Below are 22,700 nucleotides of genomic sequence, written 5' to 3'. Positions count from 1 at the left end.
TGGCTGCACCACTTCTTCACCATGGGCTCGGGTGCCAACGTCAATGCCTTCTTCGGCATCACGACGATGATCATCTCGATCCCGACCGGCGTGAAGATCTTCAACTGGCTGTTCACCATGTTCCGCGGTCGCGTGCAGTTCACGACCCCGGTGCTGTGGACGATCGGCTTCATGGTCACCTTCACCATCGGCGGCATGACCGGCGTGATGCTGGCGATCCCGGCCATCGATTTCGTGCTGCACAACAGCCTGTTCCTGATCGCCCACTTCCACAACGTCATCATCGGCGGCGTGGTGTTCGGCATGTTCGCCGGCATCACCTACTGGTGGCCGAAGATGTTCGGCTTCCGCCTCAATGAAACCTGGGGCAAGCGCGCGTTCTGGTGCTGGTTCATCGGCTTCTATGTCGCGTTCATGCCGCTGTACATCCTGGGCTTCATGGGCATGACCCGCCGCATGCAGAGCTACCCGAACATGGAATACCAGCCGCTGCTGATCATCGCCATGTGCGGTGCCTTCATCATCGGTGCCGGCATCCTGTGCCAGATCATCCAGATCGCCGTGTCGATCCGCGACCGCAAGAAGACCGCCGACCTGACCGGCGACCCGTGGGACGCCCGTACGCTGGAGTGGGAAACCTCTTCGCCGCCGTCGTTCTACAACTTCGGCTCGCTGCCGCGCGTCACCGAACTGGACGAGTTCTGGGAGCGCAAGCAGCGTGGTGAGGCGTGGGAACGCCCGGCCAAGTACACCGACATCCACATGCCGCGCAACACCGGTACCGGTGTGGTGATCGGCGCCTTCAGCCTGGTGTTCGGCTTTGCGATGATCTGGCACATCTGGTGGCTGGCCATCGTGGGTCTGGTCGGCATGATCGGCACCTTCATCTGGCGCACCTTCGACAAGGACGTGGATTACTACGTGCCGGCCGCGGAAGTGGAGCGGATCGAAAATGAGCACCGTCGCCACCTCGTGGCGCAGGGCCTGGTGAAATCGGAGCTGAAGGCATGAGCACCACTATCCCCAACACCATGAACCATGGGCACGCCGCGCACGCGGCGGCCCACGGCCATGACGACCACGAGCACCACGACACCGGCGGCAATACCGTCTTCGGTTTCTGGGTGTACCTGATGAGCGATTGCCTCATCTTCGCCACCCTGTTTGCGACCTACATCGTGCTGTCCGGCGGCACCGACGGTGGCCCCGGCCCGAAGGACCTGTTCGAACTGTCCTTCGTCGCCTGGGAAACCACGCTGCTGCTGGTCTCCTCGCTGACCTTCGGCCTGGGCATGATCGCCATGCACAAGCAGAAGGTGGGCCAGATGTATGCATGGCTGGCCCTGACCTGGCTGCTGGGCTTTGGCTTCATGTGCATGGAAGTGTGGGAGTTCAACCACCTGATCCATCAGGGCTACGGTCCGGACCACAGTGCGTTCCTGTCGGCGTTCTTCGCGCTGGTTGGTACCCACGGTCTTCACGTGAGCGCGGGTCTGCTGTGGCTGCTGATCATGTTCATCCAGATCAAGCAGAACGGCCTGACCCAGACCAACAAGACCCGCATGGCGTGCCTGAGCCTGTTCTGGCACTTCCTGGATCTGATCTGGATCGGCGTGTTCTCCGTCGTCTATCTGAATGGAGCGCTGTAATGGCCGCACATGACAATCACGCACACGATCATGGCCACGGTGCCGCCGGCGAAAGCCACGGCAGCGTCAAGTCCTACCTGATCGGCTTCCTGCTGGCCGCGGTGCTGACCATCATCCCGTTCTGGGCGGTCATGCATGGCGACCTGCCGCGGTTCACCACCGGCGTCATCATCGTCGTTGCGGCGGTGCTGCAGATCCTGGTGCACCTGGTGTTCTTCCTGCACCTTGACCGTTCCTCGGAACAGCGCTGGAACGTCAGCGCGGCGGCCTTCACCGTCGTGGTGATCGGCATCATCGTCGCCGGTTCGCTGTGGGTCATGCACAACATGAACGTGCACATGATGCACTGACGTCTTCGCGACGTTGCCACACACGGAAAGGCCGCCCTCGGGCGGCCTTTCTGTTTGGCGCGCATGGCGACGCAGCGAACGTTGTTCAGGGGGGTGGCCGTTCCAGATGCGGCCGGTGGGGGATGGCCCAGCGTGTCCAGACTACTGGCGCCCTACGGCAACGGGCTGCTCTCCGCGCGTTACGCCACTTTCGCCAGCCGCATGAACTCGGCGGCGTCGACCGGCCGCCCGAGGTGATACCCCTGCAGCTGGTCGCAGCCCATGTCGCTCAGGTACTGGCGTTGCCCGGCCGTTTCCACGCCCTCGGCGACGATCTGCAGCTGCAGGGACCGGCCCAATGCGATGATCGAGGAAACGATCGCCGCGTCTTCGGCGTTGTCTTCCAGGTCGTGCACGAAGGCGCGGTCGATCTTCAGCTCGGTGGCCGGCATGCGCTTGAGATACAGCAGGCTGGAGTAGCCGGTGCCGAAGTCGTCGATGGAGATGTTCACGCCCATCGCGGTCAGCCCGTGCAGGATCAGCAGGCTGGCTTCCACATCGCGCATCGCGGTGGTCTCGGTGACTTCCAGGGTCAGCCGCTTCGGGTCCAGTCCGTGTTTGTCCAGCGTGCGGCGCACGGTCTCCAGCAGCGTGCTCGACCCGAACTGCAGCGGTGAGAGGTTCACCGCCATGGTCCAGTCCGGGTGGCCGGCGTCGTGCCAGTGCCGCAGCTGCGCGCAGGCCTGGTCCAGCACCCAGTCACCGATGGAGAGGATCAGGCCGCTGCGTTCGGCGATCGGAATGAACGCGTCCGGTGACAACAGGCCCAGCTCGGGATGTTGCCAGCGCACCAGCGCCTCGGCCCCGATCGGCGATGTCCCGCTGGCCTGGAACTTGGGCTGGTAATGCAGCACCAGCTCGCCTCGGCTGACCGCCTTGCGCAGTTCCTGCAGCAGCTTCAGCTGGCGGTTCGCGCTCACGTTGAGCGACTGGGTGAAGAAGGTATAGCCGTTCCGGCCCGAATCCTTGGTGTGGTACATCGCCGCATCGGCGTGGGCCATCAGGTCGCGTTCGGTGGTGGCGTCGGCCGGGTACAGCGCGATGCCCAGGCTGGCACTGACCTGCAGTTCCAAGGCATCGATCTCGAACGGCTCGGCCACGCTGGCGATGATCCGTTCGGCGACCACGGCCGCATCTTCCGGATCCTCCACCTGGAACACGATGACGAACTCATCGCCCCCCAGTCGCGCGAAGGTGTCCTGTGCACGCAGCAGCGCGGTGATCCGCTTGCTGACCTGGATCAGCAGTTGGTCACCAAGCTGGTGACCGTAGGCATCGTTGATCGCCTTGAAGCCGTCCAGGTCGCAGAACATCACCGCGAAGCTGAACTGCCGGCGCTGCGCCTTTTCGATCGCCTGCTCGATGCGGTCCTGCAGCAGCATCCGGTTGGGCAGCTGGGTCAGCGGATCATGCAGGGCGGCCTGCATCAGCTTCTCGTTGGCCTGGGCCAGCGAATCGGCGAGCAGGCCGGTGCGGGTGCGCATCTGGCGGTCGAACACCGATGCGATCAGTGCGATCCCCAGGGTCGCCAGCGTCGTGACGATCACCAGCACCGCCAGCCACTTGGTCTCGATGCCCTCGCCATACGCCGCGCCACACATCGCGCCCTCGGGGAAGTGGGCCGCGGCCATGCCGGTGTAGTGCATGCCGACGATCGCCAGGCCCATCACCAGCGAGGCCAGCCCGCGCAGCACGAACGGGCGGCGCTGTTCCAGGCGCAGGCGGAAGGCGATCCACAGCGCCGCACCGGCCGCGCCGATGGCGATCAGGATCGAGGCGGCAAACCACAGGGGGTCGTAGTCGATGCCCGGCTGCATCTCCAGCGCGGCCATGCCCAGGTAATGCATGGCCGCGATCCCCAGGCCCATCAGCACCGCGCCGGCGCACAACCTCGACCACGGCAGCTCCGCGCGTGAGACCAGCCACAGCGCATAGGCCGAAGCCCCGACCGAGACGGCCAGCGAGTACAGGGTAATGGCCAGGTCATAGCCGACCGGGATCGGCAGGTGGAAGGCGAGCATGCCGATGAAGTGCATCGACCAGATGCCCAGCCCCATCGCACCAGCACCACCGGCCAGCCACCAGCGTGCCACCCGGCCGCGGGTGGTGGCCAGGCGGCCGGCCATGTCCAGCGCGGTGTACGAGGCGAGGATGGCAACCAGCAGCGAGAACACGACAAGACTCTGGCTGTAGGTGCCGGTCATGGAAAAGCCTGGAAAAATGGAAAGGAGGGACAGTGGCCCGCCGGAGTATCGGCAACGGGGCCGGAAACTTGAGCCCACCCGCCCGGCGTCTCGGTTGCTGCGACGCGGCTCGGCTATCCTGCCTGACAATTGATGATGTGGAAGTGGACATGGCCAAGCGACTCACCGCTTACGTCTGCAGCGAATGCGGCGCCGAATACAGCAAGTGGCAGGGCCAGTGCACCGAGTGCGGCGTCTGGAACACGCTGAGCGAGATCACGCTGGAAAGCGCCACGCCCACCAAGGCGTCGCCCGCGTCGCGGCGCTCCGGCTGGGCCGGCAAGGTCGATGCGCCGAAGATCATGGCGCTCAAGGAGGTGCAGCAGACCGAACACCTGCGGGTGAGCACGGGCATCGGTGAGTTCGACCGCGTGCTCGGCGGTGGCCTGGTCGAAGGTGCGGTGGTGCTGGTCGGTGGCGATCCGGGCATCGGCAAGTCCACCCTGCTGTTGCAGGCCGTGGCGAAGATGGCCGCGTCGCTGCCGGTGCTGTACATCACCGGTGAGGAATCGCTGTCGCAGGTGGCCGGCCGTGCAGTGCGTCTGGACCTGCCGCTGGATAACGTCAACGCGCTGGCCGAAACCCAGGTGGAGGCGATCCTCCAGCATGCCAGCGTGGCCAAGCCGCGGCTGATCGTGGCCGACTCGGTACAGACGCTCTGGACCGAATCGCTCACCGCCGCGCCCGGCTCGGTCAGCCAGGTGCGCGAGAGCGCCGCACGGCTGGTGCGCTTCGCCAAGGAAACCGGCACCGCCGTGTTCCTGGTCGGTCACGTGACCAAGGAAGGCGGCATCGCCGGCCCGCGCGTGCTCGAGCACATGGTCGACGCGGTGCTGTACTTCGAAGGCGAGAGCGGCAGCCGGTTCCGCCTGCTGCGCGCCTTCAAGAACCGCTTCGGCGCGGTCAACGAACTGGGCGTGTTCGCCATGGGCGAGAAGGGCCTGAAAGAGGTCTCCAATCCCTCGGCGATCTTCCTCTCCGGCGGCAGCACCCAGCAGCCGGGCAGCTGCGTGATGGTCACGCGCGAGGGCACGCGCCCGCTGCTGGTGGAAGTGCAGGCACTGGTGGACGCCTCGCCGCTGTCCAACCCACGCCGCGTCGCGGTGGGTCTGGAGCAGAACCGCCTGGCGATGCTGCTGGCGGTGCTGCACCGCCATGGCGGCGTGCTCGTGGGCGACCAGGACGTGTTCGTCAACGTGGTGGGCGGCATCCGCGTGCAGGAGACTGCGGCCGATCTACCCGTGCTGCTGGCGGTGCTGTCTTCGTTGCAGGACCGGCCATTGGCAGAGAAGACGATCGCCTTCGGCGAGGTGGGCCTGTCCGGCGAGATCCGCCCGGTGCCCAACGGTGAGGATCGCCTGCGCGAGGCAGCCACGCATGGCTTCAAGCGCGCCATCGTGCCCAAGGCGAACGCGCCGAAGACCGGCAGCGTGAAGGGGATGGAAGTGATCGCGGTGGAGCGGCTGTCCGAGGCGATCGACGCGCTGTAAGCGGGGCCGGGCCGGCGCGGGATGCCGCGGGAAAGTGCGTCTGCGCTCAGCCGGCCTGTGCTAGTTTTCCCGGCTCGACGAAGGCGCCCTCCGGCGCTTTCCGTGGCAAGGAGTAACCGATTACATGCAGGACCCGATGTTCAGCGCCCCCGCCGCCGAAATCCGCCGCGCCGGGGTCGATCTCAATGGATTGATGACGGTGCTGGGCAAGCACCTGTATTCCACCCCGATGGTGGCGTTGCGCGAACTGGTGCAGAACGCGCACGATTCGATCATCCGTCGCCGTATCGAGCAGCCCGGCAGCCCGGGTCTGTCGCGCATCGACGTGCAGGTGGACGCCGCCGCCGGCGTACTGCGCATTACCGATACCGGTGCCGGCCTGACCCGGCAGGAAATCCACGATTACCTGGCCACGGTTGGTGTGGGTTACACCCGGGGGCTGCGCCAGGATGGCGAGGACAATGACGGCCTGATCGGCATGTTCGGCCTGGGGTTCCTGTCGGCCTTCGTGCTGGCACGGCGCGTCAGCGTGCGCACCACCTCCTACCAGACACCAGAGCTGGGCCACCTGTACGTGTCCAGCAACGCCGAGCAGTACACCGTCAGCGACGTGCCGGCGCGCGCGATCGGCACCGAGGTCGAGCTGGAGCTGCATCCGGACTTCCTGTCGCTGGCCAACGAAGCGCGCCTGCACGAGGTGCTGGGCCGCTACTGCGCGCTGCTGTCCGAGCCGATCTTCATCGGTGCGGCGACCACCGCGATCAATCCCGAACCGCCGCCGTGGCGCGGGCAGGGTGACGTCGCGCTGCATCCGGTGCAGGCGCGCCGCCAGGCGCTGCAGTTCGCGGCCCGTTTCGAACACGATTTCGAGCCCATCGTGACGATGCCGCTGCAGTCCGATGGCAGCAGCGACGCCCTCGGCATGCTCTGGGTGCAGGACGGTGCCACCTACGGCACCAGCGACAACCGCAACCTGTCGGTGTTCGTGCGCGGCATGCTGCTGGACGACGATGCACGCGACCTGCTGCCGCCGTGGGCCGGTTTCATCGGCGGGGTGATCGAATCGTCGAAGCTGACCCCGACCGCCAGCCGCGAGGACCTGCAGCGCGATGACCACTATCGCGCCGTGCAGCATGCCCTGCTGGAAGCGCTGATCGATGGCCTCGCCGACGTCGCGCGGCAGCAGCCGGAAGCCTGGCGCCGCGTGCTCAGCCGCCACAACGAGGCCCTGCTGGGCGCGGCGCTGTGCGATGAGCGCCTGTTCGACCTGCTGCTGGAACACGTGCGCGTGCCGACCTCGCAGGGTGACCTGCCGGCCAGCGCGTTGCCGGCCCGCGGCGCAGTGCATGTGATCCTCGACAACGGTGGTGGCTTCGAGGAAATGCTGTTCCGCGCGATGGGCGTGCCGGTCGCGCATGGTCATCGCTATGCAGTAGTGCCGTTCCTGCGGCGCTGGGCCCAGGCCAAGGGCGTGCGCCTGGTCGAACTGGGTACCGAGCAGGGCAACCGCGCCCTGTTCCGCACCGACGACAGCCTTGACGATACGCAGTTGGCCTGGCTGCGCGAGCACCTGGGCGATGGCGAGCAGCTGCTGCCGGCGCGGTTCAGCCCCGAGGCGCTGCCGGTGGTGGTGGTGCCCGACCGCGAAGCCGAACTGAAGCAGCGCCTGGAAGACGACGAGAACGACAAGCGCGTATCGATGGCCGCATTGCGACTGGCCCGCCAATTCACCGCGCGCATCGAGGCACGTGCGCCGTCGCGGCTGTACCTCAACCTGGACAATCCAGCGGTGCAGGCGTTGCTGCAGGCCCAGCGCGAGGGCCACCCGCAGGCCGGGGCGGCCGCGCGCCTGCTGCGCTCACTGAAGATCATCGTGTCCGCGCAGGGCCGGCCGTTGCAGCGGAGCACCGCGACGCCAGGCCCCGATCTCAACGGTGCATTTACCGATATTGCCGGTGCCCTGCAGCAGATGCTGCGCTGAGTACCGCCCCCTCTCTCATCAAGCCTTCGCTAGACAGGAGCCTCAACCCCCATGGATATCTGGAACTGGGTCGAAAAACTGCAGGAAGACCTGCGCCAGGCAGGCCAGGCACAGAACGCCCACCTGCTGACACGCCTTGCCGATGACGTCAGTGAACTGCAGGTCGACCGCGTCGATGCACTGCTGCCTGAAGCGCGCGCGCTGGGCAAGGCATTGGACAACCCCTGGGTCGACGTCTATGTCGGCCACTGGGCCCTGCGCAACCGCGTCGGCAACCGCATGGAAGGTGAAAGCGCGCTGGGCGAGTCGGTGGCGCTGTTCGAGCGCGCACACCGCGCCGATACCCTGGACTGCCCGCAGTCTATCTGCGTCACCCAGGATCTTGCCGCCTGCTACGGCAACATCGATGGTCCGGGCTGGGTGCCCGAACGCATCGAGGTCTGCGACGAGACGCTGGGCCGCATCGACCCGAGCTGGGCCTGCTTCCAGTGCCTGAGCTGCGAGAAGGCCGACGCGCTGCTGGACGACGGCCGCGGCCAGGACGCGCTGGAGTACCTGCAGGTGCAGGCGGCGGCGATCCAGGCGCGCGGCAAGGAAGTGTTCGACAGCTTCCCTGAAATGCAGATCAAGATCCTGCTTGCCAGTGGTCGTGCGCAGGAGGCGCTGGCGCTGATCGAGACGCGCGAAGCCGAGGTGGCCGCTGCGGGCGAATACGAACCTGCCAACTGCACGGTGCCGCGCCGGCTGTCCAAGGCCTGGGCACTGGCCCAGCTGGGGCGCGATGAAGAGGCGCTGCAGCAGCTGGTGCCCTGGAGCGAGCTGACGCCGAATCACTGGCGGCTGTGGGCCAATACCGCTTCGACGCTGTGCAGCCGTGATGGCGCACGCAATACATGGGATCTGGGGACGCGCTTCAACACGATCATCGAGCACTTCGCCGCTGTCGGCGCGCATCGCCTGGTGATCGAGATCGCCGCGTTGAGCCTTGAACTCGCCCTGCAGCGCGGTGCACGCTGGGTGGCGCAGCGCCAGCTTGGACTGGCCCGTACCCACCTGGCGCTTCTGCGGCAGGATCGTGGCGCTGCCGCGCTGGTGGATGGATTGGCGGCGCGGATCGAGGCGCTGCCGGAGATGGCACCCTTGCCGGTGCCGGCCGATGAACTGCTGGCATGGCTGCAGGCCCAGGGCGAACAGCACCAGTCGCGCGATCCCGAGCGCGAAGCGCAGTGGCTGCTGCAGGCGCACGCCGAGCGGCCGGACGACGGCGCACTGGCCGAAGTTGCCGCCTCGGCGTTGCATGCCTGTGGCGCGAAGACCGAAGCGCAGGCGCTGCTGTGGGACTTCGTGCGCGCCCACGCGCAGGAAGATGGCGCAGCGGCCTATACGCTGATGCGTTGGCTGGCCGAGCAGGGCGATGATGACGGCCTGCGCAGGCTGGCGGCGACCTACCGCGACAGCGTGCCGGTGTTCGCGCACTGGTGCGAGGTGCAGCGTGCCCGGCGCGCGTCCGACTGGCCGGCGCTGGAACAGGCCGCGCAGGCGTTGCTGGCCTTGTCGCCAGGCTCGAACGGCGCACGCGGGACGCTTGCCCGCATGTACATGGAGACCGGCCGCTTCAGCGACGCCCAGGCCTGCTATGCGCAGCTGGTGGAGACGCAGGATGAGCCCAACGCCGCGCACTGGGACCACATGAGTGCGGCCAGCGCGGCGCGCGACTGGGAGGCGGTGCGCCGCTCGGCGGCGGCGATCGGCATGGAACTGTCCAGTCAGCAGGGCGTGGTCGAAGAGGCCTGGGGCTGGGTGATCATCCGCAGCGAAGAAGGCGGCGAGCCGATGGAGTACTACGGCCGCCGCACCGGACCGGTGACCGCGCGCATCGTCGAGAACGCACCGGCCAACCGCGCGCAGCAGGTGGGGGACTGGGTGGTGTTTGACGCCGGCCTCGTACACCCCGCGCCGGAGGACGAAGCGGAGCGCGAGCACTTCATTCCGACCTATGCGCAGGTGCACGTGCTGGAGCGGGGCGGTTTCGCACGCAGCTGGCTGGTCGACGGCGCGCACCCGGGCGAGGAGGCGTGGAACGCTCTGGTAGCAGCGGCAGAGGCACAGGGCTGGAAGGTGTGGGCGCACAGCCGGCCGGACTACACGGTGACCGATCCGGATGCGGAAGGCGGGACGCTGCCGGGCCTGCTGTTCACTATCGCCCAGCCACAGGATCACGCGCCGCTGGCACTGCATCGCTTCCTGCAGCAGGTGACGGCGGAGTGGGCGCACCCGCACTGCTGGCTGCGCCTGGCCGAGGCCTGCGACCAGGACCGTCAGCCGCATCTGGACGCGATCGAACGGTACGGGTTGTGATCAACGGATAGCGGATTGGTGCCCGCCAGCGGCCTGCCGGCCAACAGTCGGCAGCTTCCCTGCGAGATTCGGGTAGGTGCCGACCGCTGGTCGGCACGCCGCTATCGCGTGCGGCCGAACACCAATTCGATCACGAACTGGCTGCCGAAGAACGCCAACAGCAGCAGCGCCATCGCGGTCAGGGTCCAGTGCACCGCCTTCGCGCCGCGCCAGCCGTAGCGGCGGCGGCCGATCAGCAGGGTGCCGAACACGATCCAGGACAGGATGCTGAGCACGGTCTTGTGGACCAGCTTCTGCGCCAGCAGGTCATCGACGAACAGCACGCCGGTCACCAGGGTGAGCGTCAATAGCGCAAAGCCCACCGCGATCACGCGGAACAGCAGGGCTTCCAGATCGGCCAGCGGGGGCAGGGCGCGCAGCCATGGCCGGAAATCGCGGCGGCGCAGGGCGCGCTCCTGCAGCCACAGCATGATGGCCAGCAGCGCGGCCACGCTGAGGGTGGCGTAGGCAAGCAGCGCCATCCAGGCGTGGGTGGCCAGCTGCCAGCCCAGCGGCCTGCTCGGCTCGTGGCCGTAGGCGTGATAGATCCACAACACCGCGGCGGCCATCGGGAACACCAGCACGCCAAGTGCTGCCATGCGCCCGCGCGCGGCGACCAGCGAGGTCAGCCACGCCATGCCCAGGCCGACCAGCGACAGGGCCGCGAAAAAGTGCATGTCCGGGCCGCCGCTGGTGCGCATCGCCACCAGCACGTGATAGCCGCCGTGCAGCAGCATCGCCGGGAGCGCCGGCCACAGCCAGGCCGGGGAGGTCACCGCATCATCGCGGACGACCGCGCGCACCAGCAGGCCGGTGGCGGTCAGGTACAGCAGGGTCGCGATGAGAACGATTGTCATCGTGTCAGTTTCGCATACCCCCGGGGTGCTGGCGATGCCCGGCGGGCGGCAGCTTGCGGTCGGTCCGGGAGCCGGGGCGGAACCGTTATACTGGCGGTCTCATTGTCTTTTGTTCTGAACAGGTCGCTTCCATGTTCGAGTCCCTGACCCAGCGCCTCTCCGGCACCATCGAGCGGCTGCGCGGCCGCGGTCGCCTGACCGAGGAAAACATCCGCGAGGCCACCCGCGAAGTCCGCATCGCGCTGCTCGAGGCCGATGTCGCGCTGCCCGTGGTGCAGGCGCTGGTCGAGCGCATCAAGGTGCGCGCGGTTGGCCAGGAAGTGCTCAAGTCGCTGACCCCGGGCCAGGCGCTGATCAAGGTCGTGCGCGACGAGCTGACCGCGGTCATGGGCTCGGCCGCCTCGGACCTGAACCTCAATGTGCCGGCGCCGGCGATCATCCTGATGGCCGGCCTGCAGGGTGCGGGCAAGACCACCACCGTGGGCAAGCTGGCCAAGCACCTCAAGGAAAAGCGCAAGAAGAAGGTGATGGTGGTCTCGGCCGACGTCTACCGTCCGGCCGCGATCGAGCAGCTCAAGACGCTGGCCGACCAGGTCGGTGTGCTGTTCTTCCCGTCCACCGCCGACCAGAAGCCGGAAGCCATCGTCCGCGCCGCGATCGATGACGCGCGCAAGTCATTCGTCGATGTGCTGATCGTCGATACCGCCGGTCGCCTGGCCATCGATGAAGCGATGATGGCCGAGATCAAGGCGCTGCACGCCGCGGTCAACCCGGCCGAAACGCTGTTCGTGGTCGACGCCATGACCGGCCAGGATGCCGCCAACACCGCCAAGGCCTTCGGCGATGCGCTGCCGCTGACCGGCGTGGTGCTGACCAAGACCGACGGTGACGCCCGCGGCGGTGCCGCGCTGAGCGTGCGCTACATCACCGGCAAGCCGATCAAGTTCGTCGGTGTGAGCGAAAAGCCGGACGGCCTGGATGTGTTCCACCCGGACCGTATCGCCAGCCGCATCCTGGACATGGGCGATGTGCTGTCGCTGGTGGAGCAGGTCGAGCAGCAGGTCGACAAGGACAAGGCCCAGAAGCTGGCCGAGAAGGTCGCCAAGGGCAAGAAGTTCGATCTGAACGACATGCGGGACCAGCTCGAGCAGATGCAGAACATGGGCGGCATCGGCGGCCTGATGGACAAGCTGCCGGGCCTGGGCCAGATCCCCGAGCACCTCAAGCAGCAGGTCAGCCAGGGCAAGGAAGTGCCGCGCATGATCGCGATCATCAACTCGATGACCAAGAAAGAGCGCCGCAACCCGGGCCTGCTCAACGGCTCGCGCCGCGCCCGCATCGCGCGTGGTTCCGGCCTGACCCCGGCCGACGTCAACAAGCTCATGAAGCAGTTCCAGCAGATGGAAAAGATGATGAGCAAGATGGCCGGCGGCGGCATGAAGGGCATGATGCGCAGCATGAAGGGGATGATGGGCGCCATGGGCGGCCGCGGCGGCATGCCGTTCCGCTGAGTCCTGCGCGCATGCATTCCGGGCGGGGGCGGTGCGGCGTATGCTGGCACCGTCTCCTTCCCCAGGTGCGCCGCGCGTGAATGGTTCCCCGCTTCTCGAACGCGCCGACAGCTTCTGTCGGCGTTTTGCATTGCAGGCCCCGATCCTGCTCGCGCCGATGGCCGGCGCCTGCCCGGTGCCGCTGTCGGCCGCGCTGGCCAACGCCGGCAGCATGGGCGCGATGGGCGCGGTGTTGTCCCAGCCGCAGGACATCGTGGCGTGGATGACCGATTTCCGCGCGCAGTCCGCAGGGCCGGCGCAGGTCAATGTCTGGATTCCTGATCCGCTGCCGCGGCGCGATGCCGATGCGGAAGCCGCGACACGTCGCTTCCTGGCGCAGTGGGGGCCTGAGGTAGCGGCCAGTGCGGCCGATGCCGGGCCAGCCGATTTCGATGCGCAGTTCGAGGCCCTGATCGAGGCGCGCCCGGCGGTGGCCTCGACCATCATGGGCGTGTTCTCCGCAGCGCAGGTGCAGCGCCTGAAAGACGTCGGCATCGCTTGGATCGCGTGTGCGACCACCTTGGCGGAAGCGCGTGCCGCACAGGCCGCCGGCGCCGACGCGGTGGTTGCGCAGGGGTTTGAAGCCGGCGGGCATCGGGGCGCGTTCGATCCGGATGCGGCCGAGCGCCAGCTGGTCGGGTTGTTCGCGCTGCTGCCGCGGCTGGCCGATCATCTGGATATTCCGGTGATCGCGGCCGGTGGCATCGCCGATGGGCGCGGCATGGCCGCGGCGCTGACGCTGGGCGCGAGTGCAGTGCAGGTGGGCACCGCGTTCCTGCGTACCCCCGAGTGTCATTTGAATCCGGCGTGGTCGCAGGCATTGGCCGAGGCCGAACCCGAAGATACCTGGCCGACCCGCGCCTTCAGTGGTCGCCTCGGCCGTGGCCTGGCGACCGCGTATGTACGTGCCGCCGCGTCTGCCGATGCGCCGCCGCCGCGCCCGTATCCGGTGCAGCGTGGCCTGACCGCACCGATGCGCGCGCAGGCGGGCCGCGACAGCAACCTCGATGCGATGCAGGCCTGGGCCGGGCAATCCGCGTGGATGGCACCGGCACGCCCCGCCGCCGAGGTGCTGCAGCAGATGTGGTCCGACGCCAAGGCGTTGCTGGGATGACGCCGTACTGCAATGGCCGGCCGGCCACGGTCGATGATCTTGCCGGGGCGCTGACCAACTACGGCCATTTCACCTCGTTGCAGGTGCGCGGTGGTGCGGTGCAGGGCCTGGACCTGCATCTGCAGCGCCTGCAGGAGGGCACGGCCGAGCTGTTCGGCACCGCACTGGATCCGCAGCAGGTGCGGGCCTGGATGCACGGCGCGCTGCAGGCCGAGGGCGTGGTCGATGCGTCGCTGCGGGTGACTGTGTTCTCGCGCCAGTTCGATTTCCGGCGGCCCCTGCAACCGGTGGCCGTCGATGTGCTGGTCGCCGTGGCGCCGCCGGTCGATCTACCGGCGATATCGCGGCGGCTGCGGACGGTGCGCTATCAGCGCGAGCTGCCGCACGTGAAGCATGTCGGGACGTTCGCGCTGTTCCAGCATCGTCGCGAGGCATTGCAGGCTGGCGTGGACGACGCGCTGTTCGTTGGCGACGACGGGCATATCAGCGAAGGCACCACCTGGAACATCGCGTTCGCCAGCGGTGGCACGCTGGTCTGGCCGCAGGCGCCCGCGCTGCGCGGCACCCACGAACGCCTGCTGCAGGCAGGGTGGGGCAGCGATCAGCAGGTGCGGCCGGTCGCGCTGGGGGACCTGGCCGGGTTCGACGCCGCCATCGCCTGCAATGCCGCCGGCATCTGGCCGATCGCGAGGGTCGATGGCGTCGCACTGGGGAACTCGGAAGCCCTGTGCGCCAACGCCCGGCGGGTGCTCGCCGGGACACCCTGGCAGCCCTTGTCGTCGTGAACGCTCCGATCAGTGGGCCCTGTTCAGCTTTCACGGCCTTCACAGGCTTGGAATGGCGGGAGGCCGCCGCTATAATCGCCGGCTTACCGCGCCATCCTGGCGACTGGGCAATTGAGGAAACAACACCATGGTCAAGATTCGACTGACCCGCGGCGGCGCCAAGAAGCGTCCGTTCTACCACATCATCGTGACCGACTCGCGCAGCGCCCGTGATGGCCGCAACATCGAGCGCGTCGGTTACTACAACCCGGTTGCCCAGGGTGCCGAGTCCCGCATCGTGCTGGACCTGCCGCTGGTCGACAAGTGGGTCGCCAACGGCGCCCAGATGACCGACAAGGTCCGCAACCTGTACAAGGAAGCGACCAAGGCCCAGGCCTCCGCGGCCTGATCCTGAAGGGCCGCGCCTGCCGCGGCCCATTCGGTCTATTCAGATGAAAGATACCGAGCGCCGGATCCTGCTGGGCAGGATTGTCGGCGCTTTTGGTGTGCGAGGCGAGATCAAGCTCGAGTCCTGGACCGAGCCGCGTACCGCCATTTTCCACTATCAGCCCTGGATCCTGCGGACCCCCGCCGGCCAGGAGAGCACGCTCACCGGTGCGCGCGGACGTCAGTCCGGCAAGCATCTGGTCGCCGTGTTTCCCGGCATCACCGACCGCGACGTGGTCGAGGCGATGTACGGAACCGAAGTCTATGTCGCGCGCAGCGCACTGCCGCCGCCGAAGCCCGATGAATATTACTGGGTGGATCTGGAAGGCCTGCAGGTGCGTACCGTCGAGGGCGTCGAACTGGGGCGGGCATCCCACCTGTTCTCGACCGGCTCCAACGATGTGCTCGTGGTGCAGGGTGACCGTGAGCGGATGATTCCGTTCGTGCAGCCCGAATTCGTGGTGTCGGTGGATTTCGAGGCCAACCTGATCGTGGTCGACTGGGATCCGGAGTTCTAGGCCGGATGCGTATCGACGTCGTCACGTTGTTCCCCGAGTTCATGGCGCAGTCGGCCGCGCTGGGCGTGGTCGGCCGTGCTGCTGAGCGCGGTCTGCTGGACCTGCACGGCTGGAATCCGCGTGACTATGCCGAAGGCAACTACCGCCGGGTGGACGACCGTCCGTTCGGGGGTGGCCCGGGCATGGTCATGCTGATCGAGCCGCTGCGGGCCTGCTTGGCTGCGGCCAAGGCGGCGGACCCGGCGCCTGCGCCGGTGATCTACCTCAGCCCGCAGGGCAGGCCGCTGACCCAGGCCAAGGTCCGGGAACTGGCGGCATTACCGCGCATGATCCTGCTCTGCGGCCGCTATGAAGGCATCGACGAGCGCTTCCTCGAGGCCGAGGTCACCGAGGAGATCTCGCTGGGCGATTACGTCCTGTCCGGCGGTGAGCTGGGCGCGGCGGTGATCGTCGATGCGGTCACCCGGCTTCAGGACGGGGCCCTCGGCGATGCCGAGTCGGCCGCCCAGGACAGTTTCGAAGGCCCCCAGGGGCTGCTGGACTGCCCGCACTACAGCCATCCCGCGCAGCATGAATGGGGCACTGTCCCGGACGTGCTGCGCTCGGGCAACCATGCCGCCATCGCCCGCTGGCGACGGCAGCAGTCGCTGCTGCGTACCGCGCTGCGGCGGCCGGATCTGCTCGATGAAAGCCAGTTGCCCAAGGCCGACCGCCTCCTGCTGGAGCAGGCACGGCAGGCCCTTGCCAAGGATCCGACCCCCTAGCGCGGGGGCGGGATCTTGTTTACAATTCGGGATTGCCATCGGCCTTTTGGGCGCGGTGGCAGGAATCCCTACAAAAAACGTGCAGCACAGTCCGGTGACTGCATGAGCCCACGTTGTCGAACGACACGACCACCCGAACACTATCGGTGCACCCATGAGCAAGCTGAACAAATCCATCCTCTCGGACTTCGAATCCGCCCAGATCACCCGCGAGCTGCCGAAGTTCAGCCAGGGTGACACCGTCGTCGTCAACGTGAAGGTGAAGGAAGGCAACCGTGAGCGCGTGCAGGCTTACGAAGGCGTCGTCATCGGCACCAAGAACGCCGGCCTGAACTCCGCGTTCACCGTCCGCAAGATCTCGCACGGCTACGGCGTCGAGCGCGTCTTCCAGACCCACAGCGCCATCATCGACTCGGTCGAAGTGAAGCGTCGTGGCAAGGTCCGCGCCGGCAAGCTGTACTACCTGCGTGGCCTGGAAGGCAAGGCTGCCCGCATCAAGGAAGATCTGGCTGCTGCTGCGCAGGCCAAGGCCGCGCGCCTGGCTGCCAAGGCTGCCCAGTAATTCCCGGCCGGCAACTTCGGTTGTCGCCTCAAACGGCCACCTTCGGGTGGCCGTTTGCGTTTGTGGCCTCGTGATGGAGAAGCACATGGACCGTTATCCCGCCGACGTACGTCTTGCCCTGCAGGCCATGGCCGACGCCAAGGTGCCGGCCGGCATGCGCGCACCGCCGATGCATCGGCTGCTGTGGCGCATGGGGCTGCGCGTGCCGCCCCCGCTGCTCGCCAGCTTCGGTGCCAACCTGTTCGTGATGGGCGGGCTGTTCGGGGTGCTGTGGGGCGTGCTTTGGCGCCTGTTGATGGGGCTGGTGCTTGACCTTGGCTCGCTCACGCTCGGCATCACCGTGGGCAGTGCTGTCATGGCCGGGCTGTTGTTCGGCCTGCTGATGGCGCTGCTCATGCGCTACCAGCGCCGGCGCTACAGGCTGCCGGCCTGGAAGACCCTGCTGCAGGGTCGCGCGGCCTAATCCGGACGTGCGTTGCCCGCCGCGGCGGGCTGCAGCGTGGTGGGATTCGGGTCCGCCACGGGCGACGGCGGCGACGCCGGGATCTCGGCCGGGGCCGCCAGCTCTTGATGATGGCTGGGCAGCATGCGGGCCTTGCGCCAGCCGCCCCAGCGGTAATACGCCAGCGACATCAGCATCGCGCAGAACGAGCTGACCGGGAAACTCCACCACACCGCGTCGGCGCCCCAGCGGTCCTGCAGCAGCTCGGCGAACGGCACGCGGATGCCCCACAGCGAGGCGGCCAGGATCAGCAGCGGCGGGATCACCGCGCCGGTGGAGCGCACCACGCCGGAGATCACGAAGTTCACGCCGAAGAACAGGAACGACCACACCGCGATGTGGTTGAGGTGGCGGGCCACTTCCAGCGCCTGGCTGCCCTCGGGCAGGAACAGCGCGAGCGTGTAACGATCAAGCAGGATCAGCGGCAGGATCAGCACGCCGGTCAGCAGGAAGTTGTAGAGCACACCGCTGCGGGCGGTGCCACGGACGCGGTCCCATCGCTGCGCGCCGACGTTCTGTGCCGCCATGGTCGAGCACGCCGCGCCGATCGCCATCGCCGGCATCTGCACATAGGTCCACAGCTGCAGCGAGGCACCATACGCGGCCGCGGTATCGGTGCCGTAGCCGTTGACCATGGTCATCATCAGGATCATCGACAGCGAGATCAGCACCATCTGCAGGCCCATCGGCACGCCCTTGACCACCAGGGCGCGCAGGATCTCCCCATCGATCTTGAACAGCGCCATGTCCTTGCGCCCCAGCCAGAGCACATGGCGCTTGTTGCGCATGTACCAGAGCAGGCCGAGCAGCGAGAGGGTCTGCGCGATCAGCGTGGCCCAGGCCGCGCCGGCGATCCCCAGCTGCGGGAACGGGCCGATGCCGAAGATCAGCAGCGGGTTGAAGCCGATGTCCAGCAGCACCGAGAGCAGCAGGAAGCGGAACGGCGTGCGTGAATCGCCCACGCCGCGCAGTGCCGAGCTCAGGAAGGCGAAGGCATACAGCGTGGGCATCGCCAGGAAGATGATGCGCAGGTAGGCCTCGGCCAGCGGTAGGGACTCGGCCGGTGTACCCATCGCCGCCAGCAGCGGGTGTGAGAGCCACCAGCCGGCGATCGCGATCACCACCGACAGGCCGATGAAGAAGGTCGCGCTGGTGCCCATCACGCGCCGCGCCTGCGGCAGGTCGCGTGCGCCCATCGACTGGCCGATCAGGATCGAGGCGGCCATGCCGATCCCGAACACCGAGCCGATCAGGAAGAACATGATGTTGTTGGCGTTCGCGGTGGCGGTGAGCGCCGCTTCGCCGAGGAAGCGGCCGACCCAGATCGCGTTCACCGAGCCGTTCAGCGACTGGGCGATGTTGCCGGCCAGGATCGGCAGGGCGAACAGGAACAGATTGCGCCCGATCGGGCCGGTGGTCAGGTCAAGCGGCGCTTTGGCCATGTGCGCTGGAGATCATGCTCAGAGAGCGGCACACTAGCACCAAGCCCATCAAGGGGATATCGCGATGCGCACTTCCGCGTCTCAACGCACGTCAGCCGCTCCCCCGGCAGTGCCGGCCGCTGGCCGGCTGCCTATCCTCCTGGATGACCGGTTCATCCCCACCACGCTGGCCCTCTTGATTGCCGCCTCGCTGGCCGCATGTTCGAGTACGGACGACCGCCTGCGCGACGCACAGGTAAGGCCCATGGACCGACCGGAATGCCAGGTCGGCAGCCAGCGCCGTGATCTGGATGCCGGAGTGCCGGTGCTGATCGGTGGCACGGGGTGCCGCGGCAATCCGGACGCGACGCAACCGCTTAACCGACAACCGGCCAACGCCGTGGAGCTGGGTAGAAAGCATGACTGAAGCAACACCGGTAGCCGCCGTGCGGCTGGACGTATGGCTGTGGGCCGCACGGTTTTTCCGGACCCGCAGCCTGGCCAAACAGGCGGTGGAAACCGGCAAGGTGGACGTGGCCGGGCAGCGTCCGAAATCCTCGCGCGCGGTGCGCGTGGGCGAAGCCCTGCAGATCAGCCGGGGCGATGAAGTGTTCGAGATCGAGGTCCGTGGCCTGAGCGATATGCGCGGCCCGGCACCGGTGGCGCAGCAGTTGTATGTCGAAAGTGAAACGTCGCTGGCTCGCCGCGCGGAGGTGCGCCTGCAGCGTGCGGCGGCGAAGAACGGTTACCTGCCGCCGGAGCACAAGCCGGACAAGCGTGCGCGTCGATTGATCCGTGCGCTGGGCGATCTGGACGCGCTGTGAGGGGCGCCCTGCAGAAATGAAAAGACCGGGCCAGTGGGCCCGGTCTTCGTGTGTGCCTGCGACAGCGGATCAGCGCAGGTCGTAGCGGTCCAGCTCCATCACCCGCGCCCAGGCAGCGACGAAGTCGCGAACGAACTTCTTCTCGCCGTCCGCGCTGGCGTAGACCTCGGCCAGTGCACGCAACACCGAGTTCGAGCCGAACACCAGGTCCACGCGGCTGCCGCTCCAGCGCTGCGCGCCGGTGCTGCGGTCGCGGCCGCTGTAGCCATCGCCGTTGGCCACCCACTGCGTGCGCATGTCGAGCAGGTTGACGAAGAAGTCGTTGCTCAACGTGCCGACGCGATCGGTGAACACGCCGTCCTGGCTGCCGCCGACGTTGGTGCCGATCACGCGCAGGCCACCGACCAGTGCGGTCATTTCCGGGGCGGTCAGCGTGAGCAGCTGTGCGCGGTCGATCAGCATCGCCTCGGCAGGCACGGCGTAACGGCCCTTGACGTAGTTGCGGAACCCATCGGCGTACGGTTCCAGCACCGAGAACGAGTCCACATCGGTCTGCGCCTGGCTGGCATCGGTGCGGCCCGGGTTGAACGGCACGCTCACCTCATGGCCACCGGCCTTGGCCGCCTGCTCGACGCCGACATTGCCGGCCAGCACGATCAGGTCGGCCAGCGACACCTGAGCACCGCCATCGCCCTTGAAGCCGCTCTGGATCTTCTCCAGCGCGGCCAGCACCTTGCCCAGCTGCTGCGGCTGGTTGACCGCCCAGTCCTTCTGCGGGGCCAGGCGCACGCGCGCACCATTGGCGCCACCGCGCTTGTCCGAACCGCGGAAGGTGGACGCCGACGCCCACGCGGTGGAGACCAGCTCACCTACGCTCAGCCCGGCCGCAGCGATCTGCTGTTTCAGCGAGGCAATGTCCTGCGCGCTGATCGTGGCCTGGGGGGCTGCCGGCACCGGATCCTGCCAGACGAATTCTTCGGCCGGAATCTCCGGGCCGAGATAGCGTGCGCGCGGGCCCATGTCGCGATGGGTCAACTTGAACCACGCACGGGCGAAGGCATCGGCAAAGGCCTGCGGGTCGGCCAGGAAGCGACGCGAGATCTTTTCGTACGCCGGGTCCACCCGCAGCGACAGGTCGGTGGTGAGCATGGTCGGGCGATGCTTCTTCGACGGATCGTGCGCATCGGGAATGATCGCCTCGCTGTCCTTGGCTACCCACTGGTGCGCACCGGCCGGGCTCTTGGTCAGTTCCCACTCGTGGCCGAACAGGATCTCGAAGAAGTCGTGGCTCCATTGCGCCGGTGTGCGCGTCCAGGTCACTTCCAGGCCACTGGTAATGGTGTCGCCGCCCTTGCCGGTGCCGAATCGGTTGGCCCAGCCCAGGCCCTGGCTTTCCAGCCCGGCCGCTTCTGGTTCCACATCGACGTTGTCGGCCGGGCCGGCGCCGTGGGTCTTGCCGAAGCTGTGGCCACCGGCGATCAGGGCGACGGTTTCCTCATCGTCCATGGCCATGCGGCCGAAGGTATCGCGGATGTCGAATGCTGCCTTGAGCGGATCGGGGTTGCCGTCCGGGCCTTCCGGATTGACGTAGATCAGGCCCATCTGCACGGCGGCCAGCGGGTTCTCGAGATCGCGTGAGTGGATGTCGCCGTCCGCGTCGTCATCGGAGACCAGCACACCGTGGTCTTCCTGCACGCCTTCAGAGCCGTGCGCATACCGCACGTCGCCGCCCAGCCAGGTGGTTTCGCGGCCCCAGTACACGTCCTGGTCCGGTTCCCAGGTATCGGGGCGGCCGCCGGCGAAGCCCAACGTCTTGAAGCCCATCGATTCCAGTGCGACGTTGCCGGTCAGCACCAGCAGGTCGGCCCAGGAGATCGCCTGGCCATACTTCTGCTTGATCGGCCACAGCAGGCGGCGGGCCTTGTCCAGGCTGACATTGTCCGGCCAGCTGTTGAGCGGTGCGAAGCGCTGCTGGCCGCGGCCGGCGCCACCCCGGCCATCGCCGATGCGGTAGGTGCCGGCGCTGTGCCAGGCCATGCGCACGAACAGGCCGCCGTAATGGCCGAAGTCGGCTGGCCACCAGTCCTGCGAGTCGGTCATCAAGGCCTTGAGGTCGGCCTTGAGCGCGGCGTAATCCAGGCCCTTGAAGGCCTCGGCGTAATCGAAGGTGTCATCCAGCGGCTGTGAGCGGCTCGAGTGCTGGTTGAGCAGATCCACCCGCAGTTGCTTGGGCCACCAGTCCCGGTTGGTGGTGGCATCGCCGACGAGGGCGTGGTTGAACGGACACTTGGCTTCGCTTTTCATGGGTATCTACCTGTGGACTGGCGAACGTGGAGACCACCGGCGCGGGGGAGGCGATGGCGACGTCGGGTAACGTGGCACCTGCACGTGCGGCGCGTGGGGCGGCGCGATGTGAAGGCATACGTCCACGTTAGGCACTGCTGTTCATTCAGTAAATTCGAATGAATCAACCGATGTGATAGGCGCAGGCTATTTCGCGTCTCCCCCTCAGCGCTTGCCGAACAGCCCGCCACCGAGCTTGAGCAGATCGCCGACGCCCAGCTGGCCGTCGCCGTCCTGGTCCAGCACGGAGGTCAGCAGGCCACCGCTGTTGGCGCTCTGCGCTTCCTGGCCGAGGGCCTGGCTGAGCTGACCCGGGCTGGCGTTGCCGCCGCTGGCGAAGCGCTGGGCCAGATAGGACATGACGATGGGGGCGAGGATGGCGAGCAGCTGGCTGGTCTTGCTGCTGTCCAGCCCGGTGGCCTGGCTCAGGCCCTGGGTGGCGCGGTCGGTGTTGCCACCGAAGACGTGGCCAAGGATGCCGGCGCTGTTGGTCGCATTGCCGCCGCCACCGCCGAGCACGCTGCCGAGCAGCCCGCCCAGATCGAAGCCGCTGCCGCTGGTCGGCGCGTGGTCGCGCTGCAGGGCGCCGAGCAGGGCCTGCGCGCCCTGGGGCTCCTGGGCATTGCGGCCCATTGCGCCCAGCAACAGCGGCAGCGCCGCCCCGATGGCGCCACTGGCCTGGTTCTGATCGATGCCCAACTGCTGGGATACCTGCTGCAGGCCTTGGCCCTGCTGCAGTTGCTGGAACAGGGACGCGGCAAGCGATTCGGTATTCACGGCGGACTCCAGGGCAGGGATGGGGACCGCCCGAGCATAGCGCCGCGTTCACTACGGGAATGCGAAGAATTCACGCGGGCCCGCGCGTGCCCCCGACCAACGGTCGGG

At 67.4% G+C, this 22,700-nt stretch carries 21 protein-coding genes; 16 read left to right on the top strand and 5 right to left on the bottom strand.

Going from position 1 to position 22,700, the window contains the following annotated elements:
• From HMPREF3113_RS19005 to cyoD, 3 genes are all read left to right on the top strand, one after another.
• On the top strand, positions 1-1,011 hold a 1,011-nt coding region (locus tag HMPREF3113_RS19005; RefSeq protein ID WP_254665300.1), incomplete at its 5' end, for a cbb3-type cytochrome c oxidase subunit I.
• Complete coding sequence (gene cyoC / locus HMPREF3113_RS13710; protein WP_046272182.1) at positions 1,008-1,649, top strand: cytochrome o ubiquinol oxidase subunit III; 642 nt, start codon at positions 1,008-1,010, stop codon at positions 1,647-1,649. The genes HMPREF3113_RS19005 and cyoC, both read left to right, overlap by 4 nt.
• Positions 1,649-1,999, top strand: a complete 351-nt coding sequence (cyoD, locus tag HMPREF3113_RS13705) for a cytochrome o ubiquinol oxidase subunit IV (protein WP_019184497.1) — start codon at positions 1,649-1,651, stop codon at positions 1,997-1,999. Before cyoC ends, cyoD begins: the two co-directional genes overlap by 1 nt.
• Before the next feature lie 179 nt (positions 2,000-2,178).
• Here cyoD and HMPREF3113_RS13700 read toward each other — a convergent pair whose 3' ends face one another.
• On the bottom strand, positions 2,179-4,242 hold the full coding sequence (locus HMPREF3113_RS13700; RefSeq protein ID WP_070473382.1) for a putative bifunctional diguanylate cyclase/phosphodiesterase: 2,064 nt from the start codon (positions 4,240-4,242) through the stop codon (positions 2,179-2,181).
• A 149-nt stretch (positions 4,243-4,391) separates the two neighbouring features.
• Here HMPREF3113_RS13700 and radA point away from each other — a divergent pair, with 149 nt between their 5' ends.
• The 3 genes from radA (at position 4,392) to HMPREF3113_RS13685 (ending at position 10,110) form a co-directional block, all read left to right on the top strand.
• Positions 4,392-5,771 carry a DNA repair protein RadA gene (gene radA, locus HMPREF3113_RS13695; protein WP_070473530.1) on the top strand — a complete coding sequence of 460 codons (1,380 nt, stop codon included), beginning with the start codon at positions 4,392-4,394 and terminating at the stop codon, positions 5,769-5,771.
• Between the two features lie 124 nt (positions 5,772-5,895).
• Entirely contained in the window at positions 5,896-7,752 is a 1,857-nt protein-coding gene (locus HMPREF3113_RS13690) for an ATP-binding protein (RefSeq protein ID WP_070473380.1), read from the top strand.
• 51 nt (positions 7,753-7,803) lie between these two features.
• Positions 7,804-10,110, top strand: a complete 2,307-nt coding sequence (locus tag HMPREF3113_RS13685) for a tetratricopeptide repeat protein (protein WP_070473378.1) — start codon at positions 7,804-7,806, stop codon at positions 10,108-10,110.
• A gap of 101 nt (positions 10,111-10,211) precedes the next feature.
• Here HMPREF3113_RS13685 and ccsA read toward each other — a convergent pair whose 3' ends face one another.
• Complete coding sequence (gene ccsA, locus HMPREF3113_RS13680; RefSeq protein WP_019184492.1) at positions 10,212-11,006, bottom strand: cytochrome C assembly family protein; 795 nt, start codon at positions 11,004-11,006, stop codon at positions 10,212-10,214.
• A gap of 131 nt (positions 11,007-11,137) precedes the next feature.
• Here ccsA and ffh point away from each other — a divergent pair, with 131 nt between their 5' ends.
• The 8 genes from ffh (at position 11,138) to HMPREF3113_RS13640 (ending at position 17,188) form a co-directional block, all read left to right on the top strand.
• Entirely contained in the window at positions 11,138-12,517 is a 1,380-nt protein-coding gene (gene ffh / locus HMPREF3113_RS13675) for a signal recognition particle protein (protein WP_019184491.1), read from the top strand.
• A gap of 76 nt (positions 12,518-12,593) precedes the next feature.
• Positions 12,594-13,670, top strand: coding sequence for an NAD(P)H-dependent flavin oxidoreductase (locus HMPREF3113_RS13670; protein ID WP_070473375.1), 1,077 nt, complete (start codon positions 12,594-12,596; stop codon positions 13,668-13,670).
• On the top strand, positions 13,667-14,455 hold the full coding sequence (locus HMPREF3113_RS13665) for an aminotransferase class IV family protein (RefSeq protein ID WP_070426881.1): 789 nt from the start codon (positions 13,667-13,669) through the stop codon (positions 14,453-14,455). The genes HMPREF3113_RS13670 and HMPREF3113_RS13665 overlap by 4 nt, the downstream gene beginning before the upstream one ends.
• A gap of 127 nt (positions 14,456-14,582) precedes the next feature.
• Positions 14,583-14,843: a 30S ribosomal protein S16 gene (gene rpsP, locus HMPREF3113_RS13660; RefSeq protein ID WP_017356068.1), complete on the top strand. Its 261-nt coding sequence runs from the start codon at positions 14,583-14,585 to the stop codon at positions 14,841-14,843.
• Between the two features lie 43 nt (positions 14,844-14,886).
• Positions 14,887-15,399, top strand: coding sequence for a ribosome maturation factor RimM (gene rimM, locus HMPREF3113_RS13655; RefSeq protein ID WP_070473373.1), 513 nt, complete (start codon positions 14,887-14,889; stop codon positions 15,397-15,399).
• Between the two features lie 5 nt (positions 15,400-15,404).
• Positions 15,405-16,163, top strand: a complete 759-nt coding sequence (gene trmD, locus HMPREF3113_RS13650; RefSeq protein ID WP_019184487.1) for a tRNA (guanosine(37)-N1)-methyltransferase TrmD — start codon at positions 15,405-15,407, stop codon at positions 16,161-16,163.
• A gap of 154 nt (positions 16,164-16,317) precedes the next feature.
• Positions 16,318-16,725 carry a 50S ribosomal protein L19 gene (gene rplS / locus HMPREF3113_RS13645; RefSeq protein WP_019184486.1) on the top strand — a complete coding sequence of 136 codons (408 nt, stop codon included), beginning with the start codon at positions 16,318-16,320 and terminating at the stop codon, positions 16,723-16,725.
• Positions 16,726-16,810: 85 nt separating this feature from the next.
• Positions 16,811-17,188, top strand: coding sequence for a DUF6404 family protein (locus HMPREF3113_RS13640; protein ID WP_083298811.1), 378 nt, complete (start codon positions 16,811-16,813; stop codon positions 17,186-17,188).
• Here HMPREF3113_RS13640 and HMPREF3113_RS13635 read toward each other — a convergent pair.
• Entirely contained in the window at positions 17,185-18,669 is a 1,485-nt protein-coding gene (locus tag HMPREF3113_RS13635) for an MATE family efflux transporter (protein WP_070473369.1), read from the bottom strand. The genes HMPREF3113_RS13640 and HMPREF3113_RS13635 overlap by 4 nt on opposite strands.
• 109 nt (positions 18,670-18,778) lie before the next feature.
• Between HMPREF3113_RS13635 and HMPREF3113_RS18430 the strand changes: the two genes are divergently transcribed.
• Complete coding sequence (locus tag HMPREF3113_RS18430; RefSeq protein WP_083298810.1) at positions 18,779-19,075, top strand: hypothetical protein; 297 nt, start codon at positions 18,779-18,781, stop codon at positions 19,073-19,075.
• Positions 19,068-19,472 carry an RNA-binding S4 domain-containing protein gene (locus HMPREF3113_RS13630; protein ID WP_070473367.1) on the top strand — a complete coding sequence of 135 codons (405 nt, stop codon included), beginning with the start codon at positions 19,068-19,070 and terminating at the stop codon, positions 19,470-19,472. The genes HMPREF3113_RS18430 and HMPREF3113_RS13630 overlap by 8 nt, the downstream gene beginning before the upstream one ends.
• A gap of 69 nt (positions 19,473-19,541) precedes the next feature.
• Here the strand turns inward: HMPREF3113_RS13630 and katG are convergent, their stop codons facing one another.
• Both katG and HMPREF3113_RS13620 read right to left on the bottom strand, forming a co-directional pair.
• A complete protein-coding gene (gene katG, locus HMPREF3113_RS13625) occupies positions 19,542-21,776 on the bottom strand; it encodes a catalase/peroxidase HPI (protein WP_070473365.1) in 2,235 nt (744 codons plus the stop codon).
• A 204-nt stretch (positions 21,777-21,980) separates the two neighbouring features.
• On the bottom strand, positions 21,981-22,592 hold the full coding sequence (locus tag HMPREF3113_RS13620) for a DUF937 domain-containing protein (protein ID WP_083298809.1): 612 nt from the start codon (positions 22,590-22,592) through the stop codon (positions 21,981-21,983).
• Positions 22,593-22,700 lie beyond the last annotated feature (108 nt).

This window comes from Stenotrophomonas sp. HMSC10F06, from assembly GCF_001807865.1.
Lineage (GTDB): Bacteria > Pseudomonadota > Gammaproteobacteria > Xanthomonadales > Xanthomonadaceae > Stenotrophomonas > Stenotrophomonas bentonitica_A.
Note: the sequence above shows the minus strand (reverse complement) of the source record. Positions and strands in the feature narration are given on the sequence as shown.

Coding starts and splice junctions, on each gene's coding strand:
- HMPREF3113_RS13685 (WP_070473378.1), top strand. CDS start 7,804: ATGGATATCTGGAACTGGGTCGAAAAACTGCAGGAAGACCTGCGCCAG.
- HMPREF3113_RS13690 (WP_070473380.1), top strand. CDS start 5,896: ATGCAGGACCCGATGTTCAGCGCCCCCGCCGCCGAAATCCGCCGCGCC.
- cyoD (WP_019184497.1), top strand. CDS start 1,649: ATGGCCGCACATGACAATCACGCACACGATCATGGCCACGGTGCCGCC.
- HMPREF3113_RS13635 (WP_070473369.1), bottom strand. CDS start 18,669: ATGGCCAAAGCGCCGCTTGACCTGACCACCGGCCCGATCGGGCGCAAT.
- cyoC (WP_046272182.1), top strand. CDS start 1,008: ATGAGCACCACTATCCCCAACACCATGAACCATGGGCACGCCGCGCAC.
- trmD (WP_019184487.1), top strand. CDS start 15,405: ATGCGTATCGACGTCGTCACGTTGTTCCCCGAGTTCATGGCGCAGTCG.
- rimM (WP_070473373.1), top strand. CDS start 14,887: ATGAAAGATACCGAGCGCCGGATCCTGCTGGGCAGGATTGTCGGCGCT.
- ffh (WP_019184491.1), top strand. CDS start 11,138: ATGTTCGAGTCCCTGACCCAGCGCCTCTCCGGCACCATCGAGCGGCTG.
- katG (WP_070473365.1), bottom strand. CDS start 21,776: ATGAAAAGCGAAGCCAAGTGTCCGTTCAACCACGCCCTCGTCGGCGAT.
- HMPREF3113_RS13700 (WP_070473382.1), bottom strand. CDS start 4,242: ATGACCGGCACCTACAGCCAGAGTCTTGTCGTGTTCTCGCTGCTGGTT.
- rplS (WP_019184486.1), top strand. CDS start 16,318: ATGAGCAAGCTGAACAAATCCATCCTCTCGGACTTCGAATCCGCCCAG.
- rpsP (WP_017356068.1), top strand. CDS start 14,583: ATGGTCAAGATTCGACTGACCCGCGGCGGCGCCAAGAAGCGTCCGTTC.
- radA (WP_070473530.1), top strand. CDS start 4,392: ATGGCCAAGCGACTCACCGCTTACGTCTGCAGCGAATGCGGCGCCGAA.
- ccsA (WP_019184492.1), bottom strand. CDS start 11,006: ATGACAATCGTTCTCATCGCGACCCTGCTGTACCTGACCGCCACCGGC.
- HMPREF3113_RS13640 (WP_083298811.1), top strand. CDS start 16,811: ATGGACCGTTATCCCGCCGACGTACGTCTTGCCCTGCAGGCCATGGCC.
- HMPREF3113_RS13630 (WP_070473367.1), top strand. CDS start 19,068: ATGACTGAAGCAACACCGGTAGCCGCCGTGCGGCTGGACGTATGGCTG.
- HMPREF3113_RS13665 (WP_070426881.1), top strand. CDS start 13,667: ATGACGCCGTACTGCAATGGCCGGCCGGCCACGGTCGATGATCTTGCC.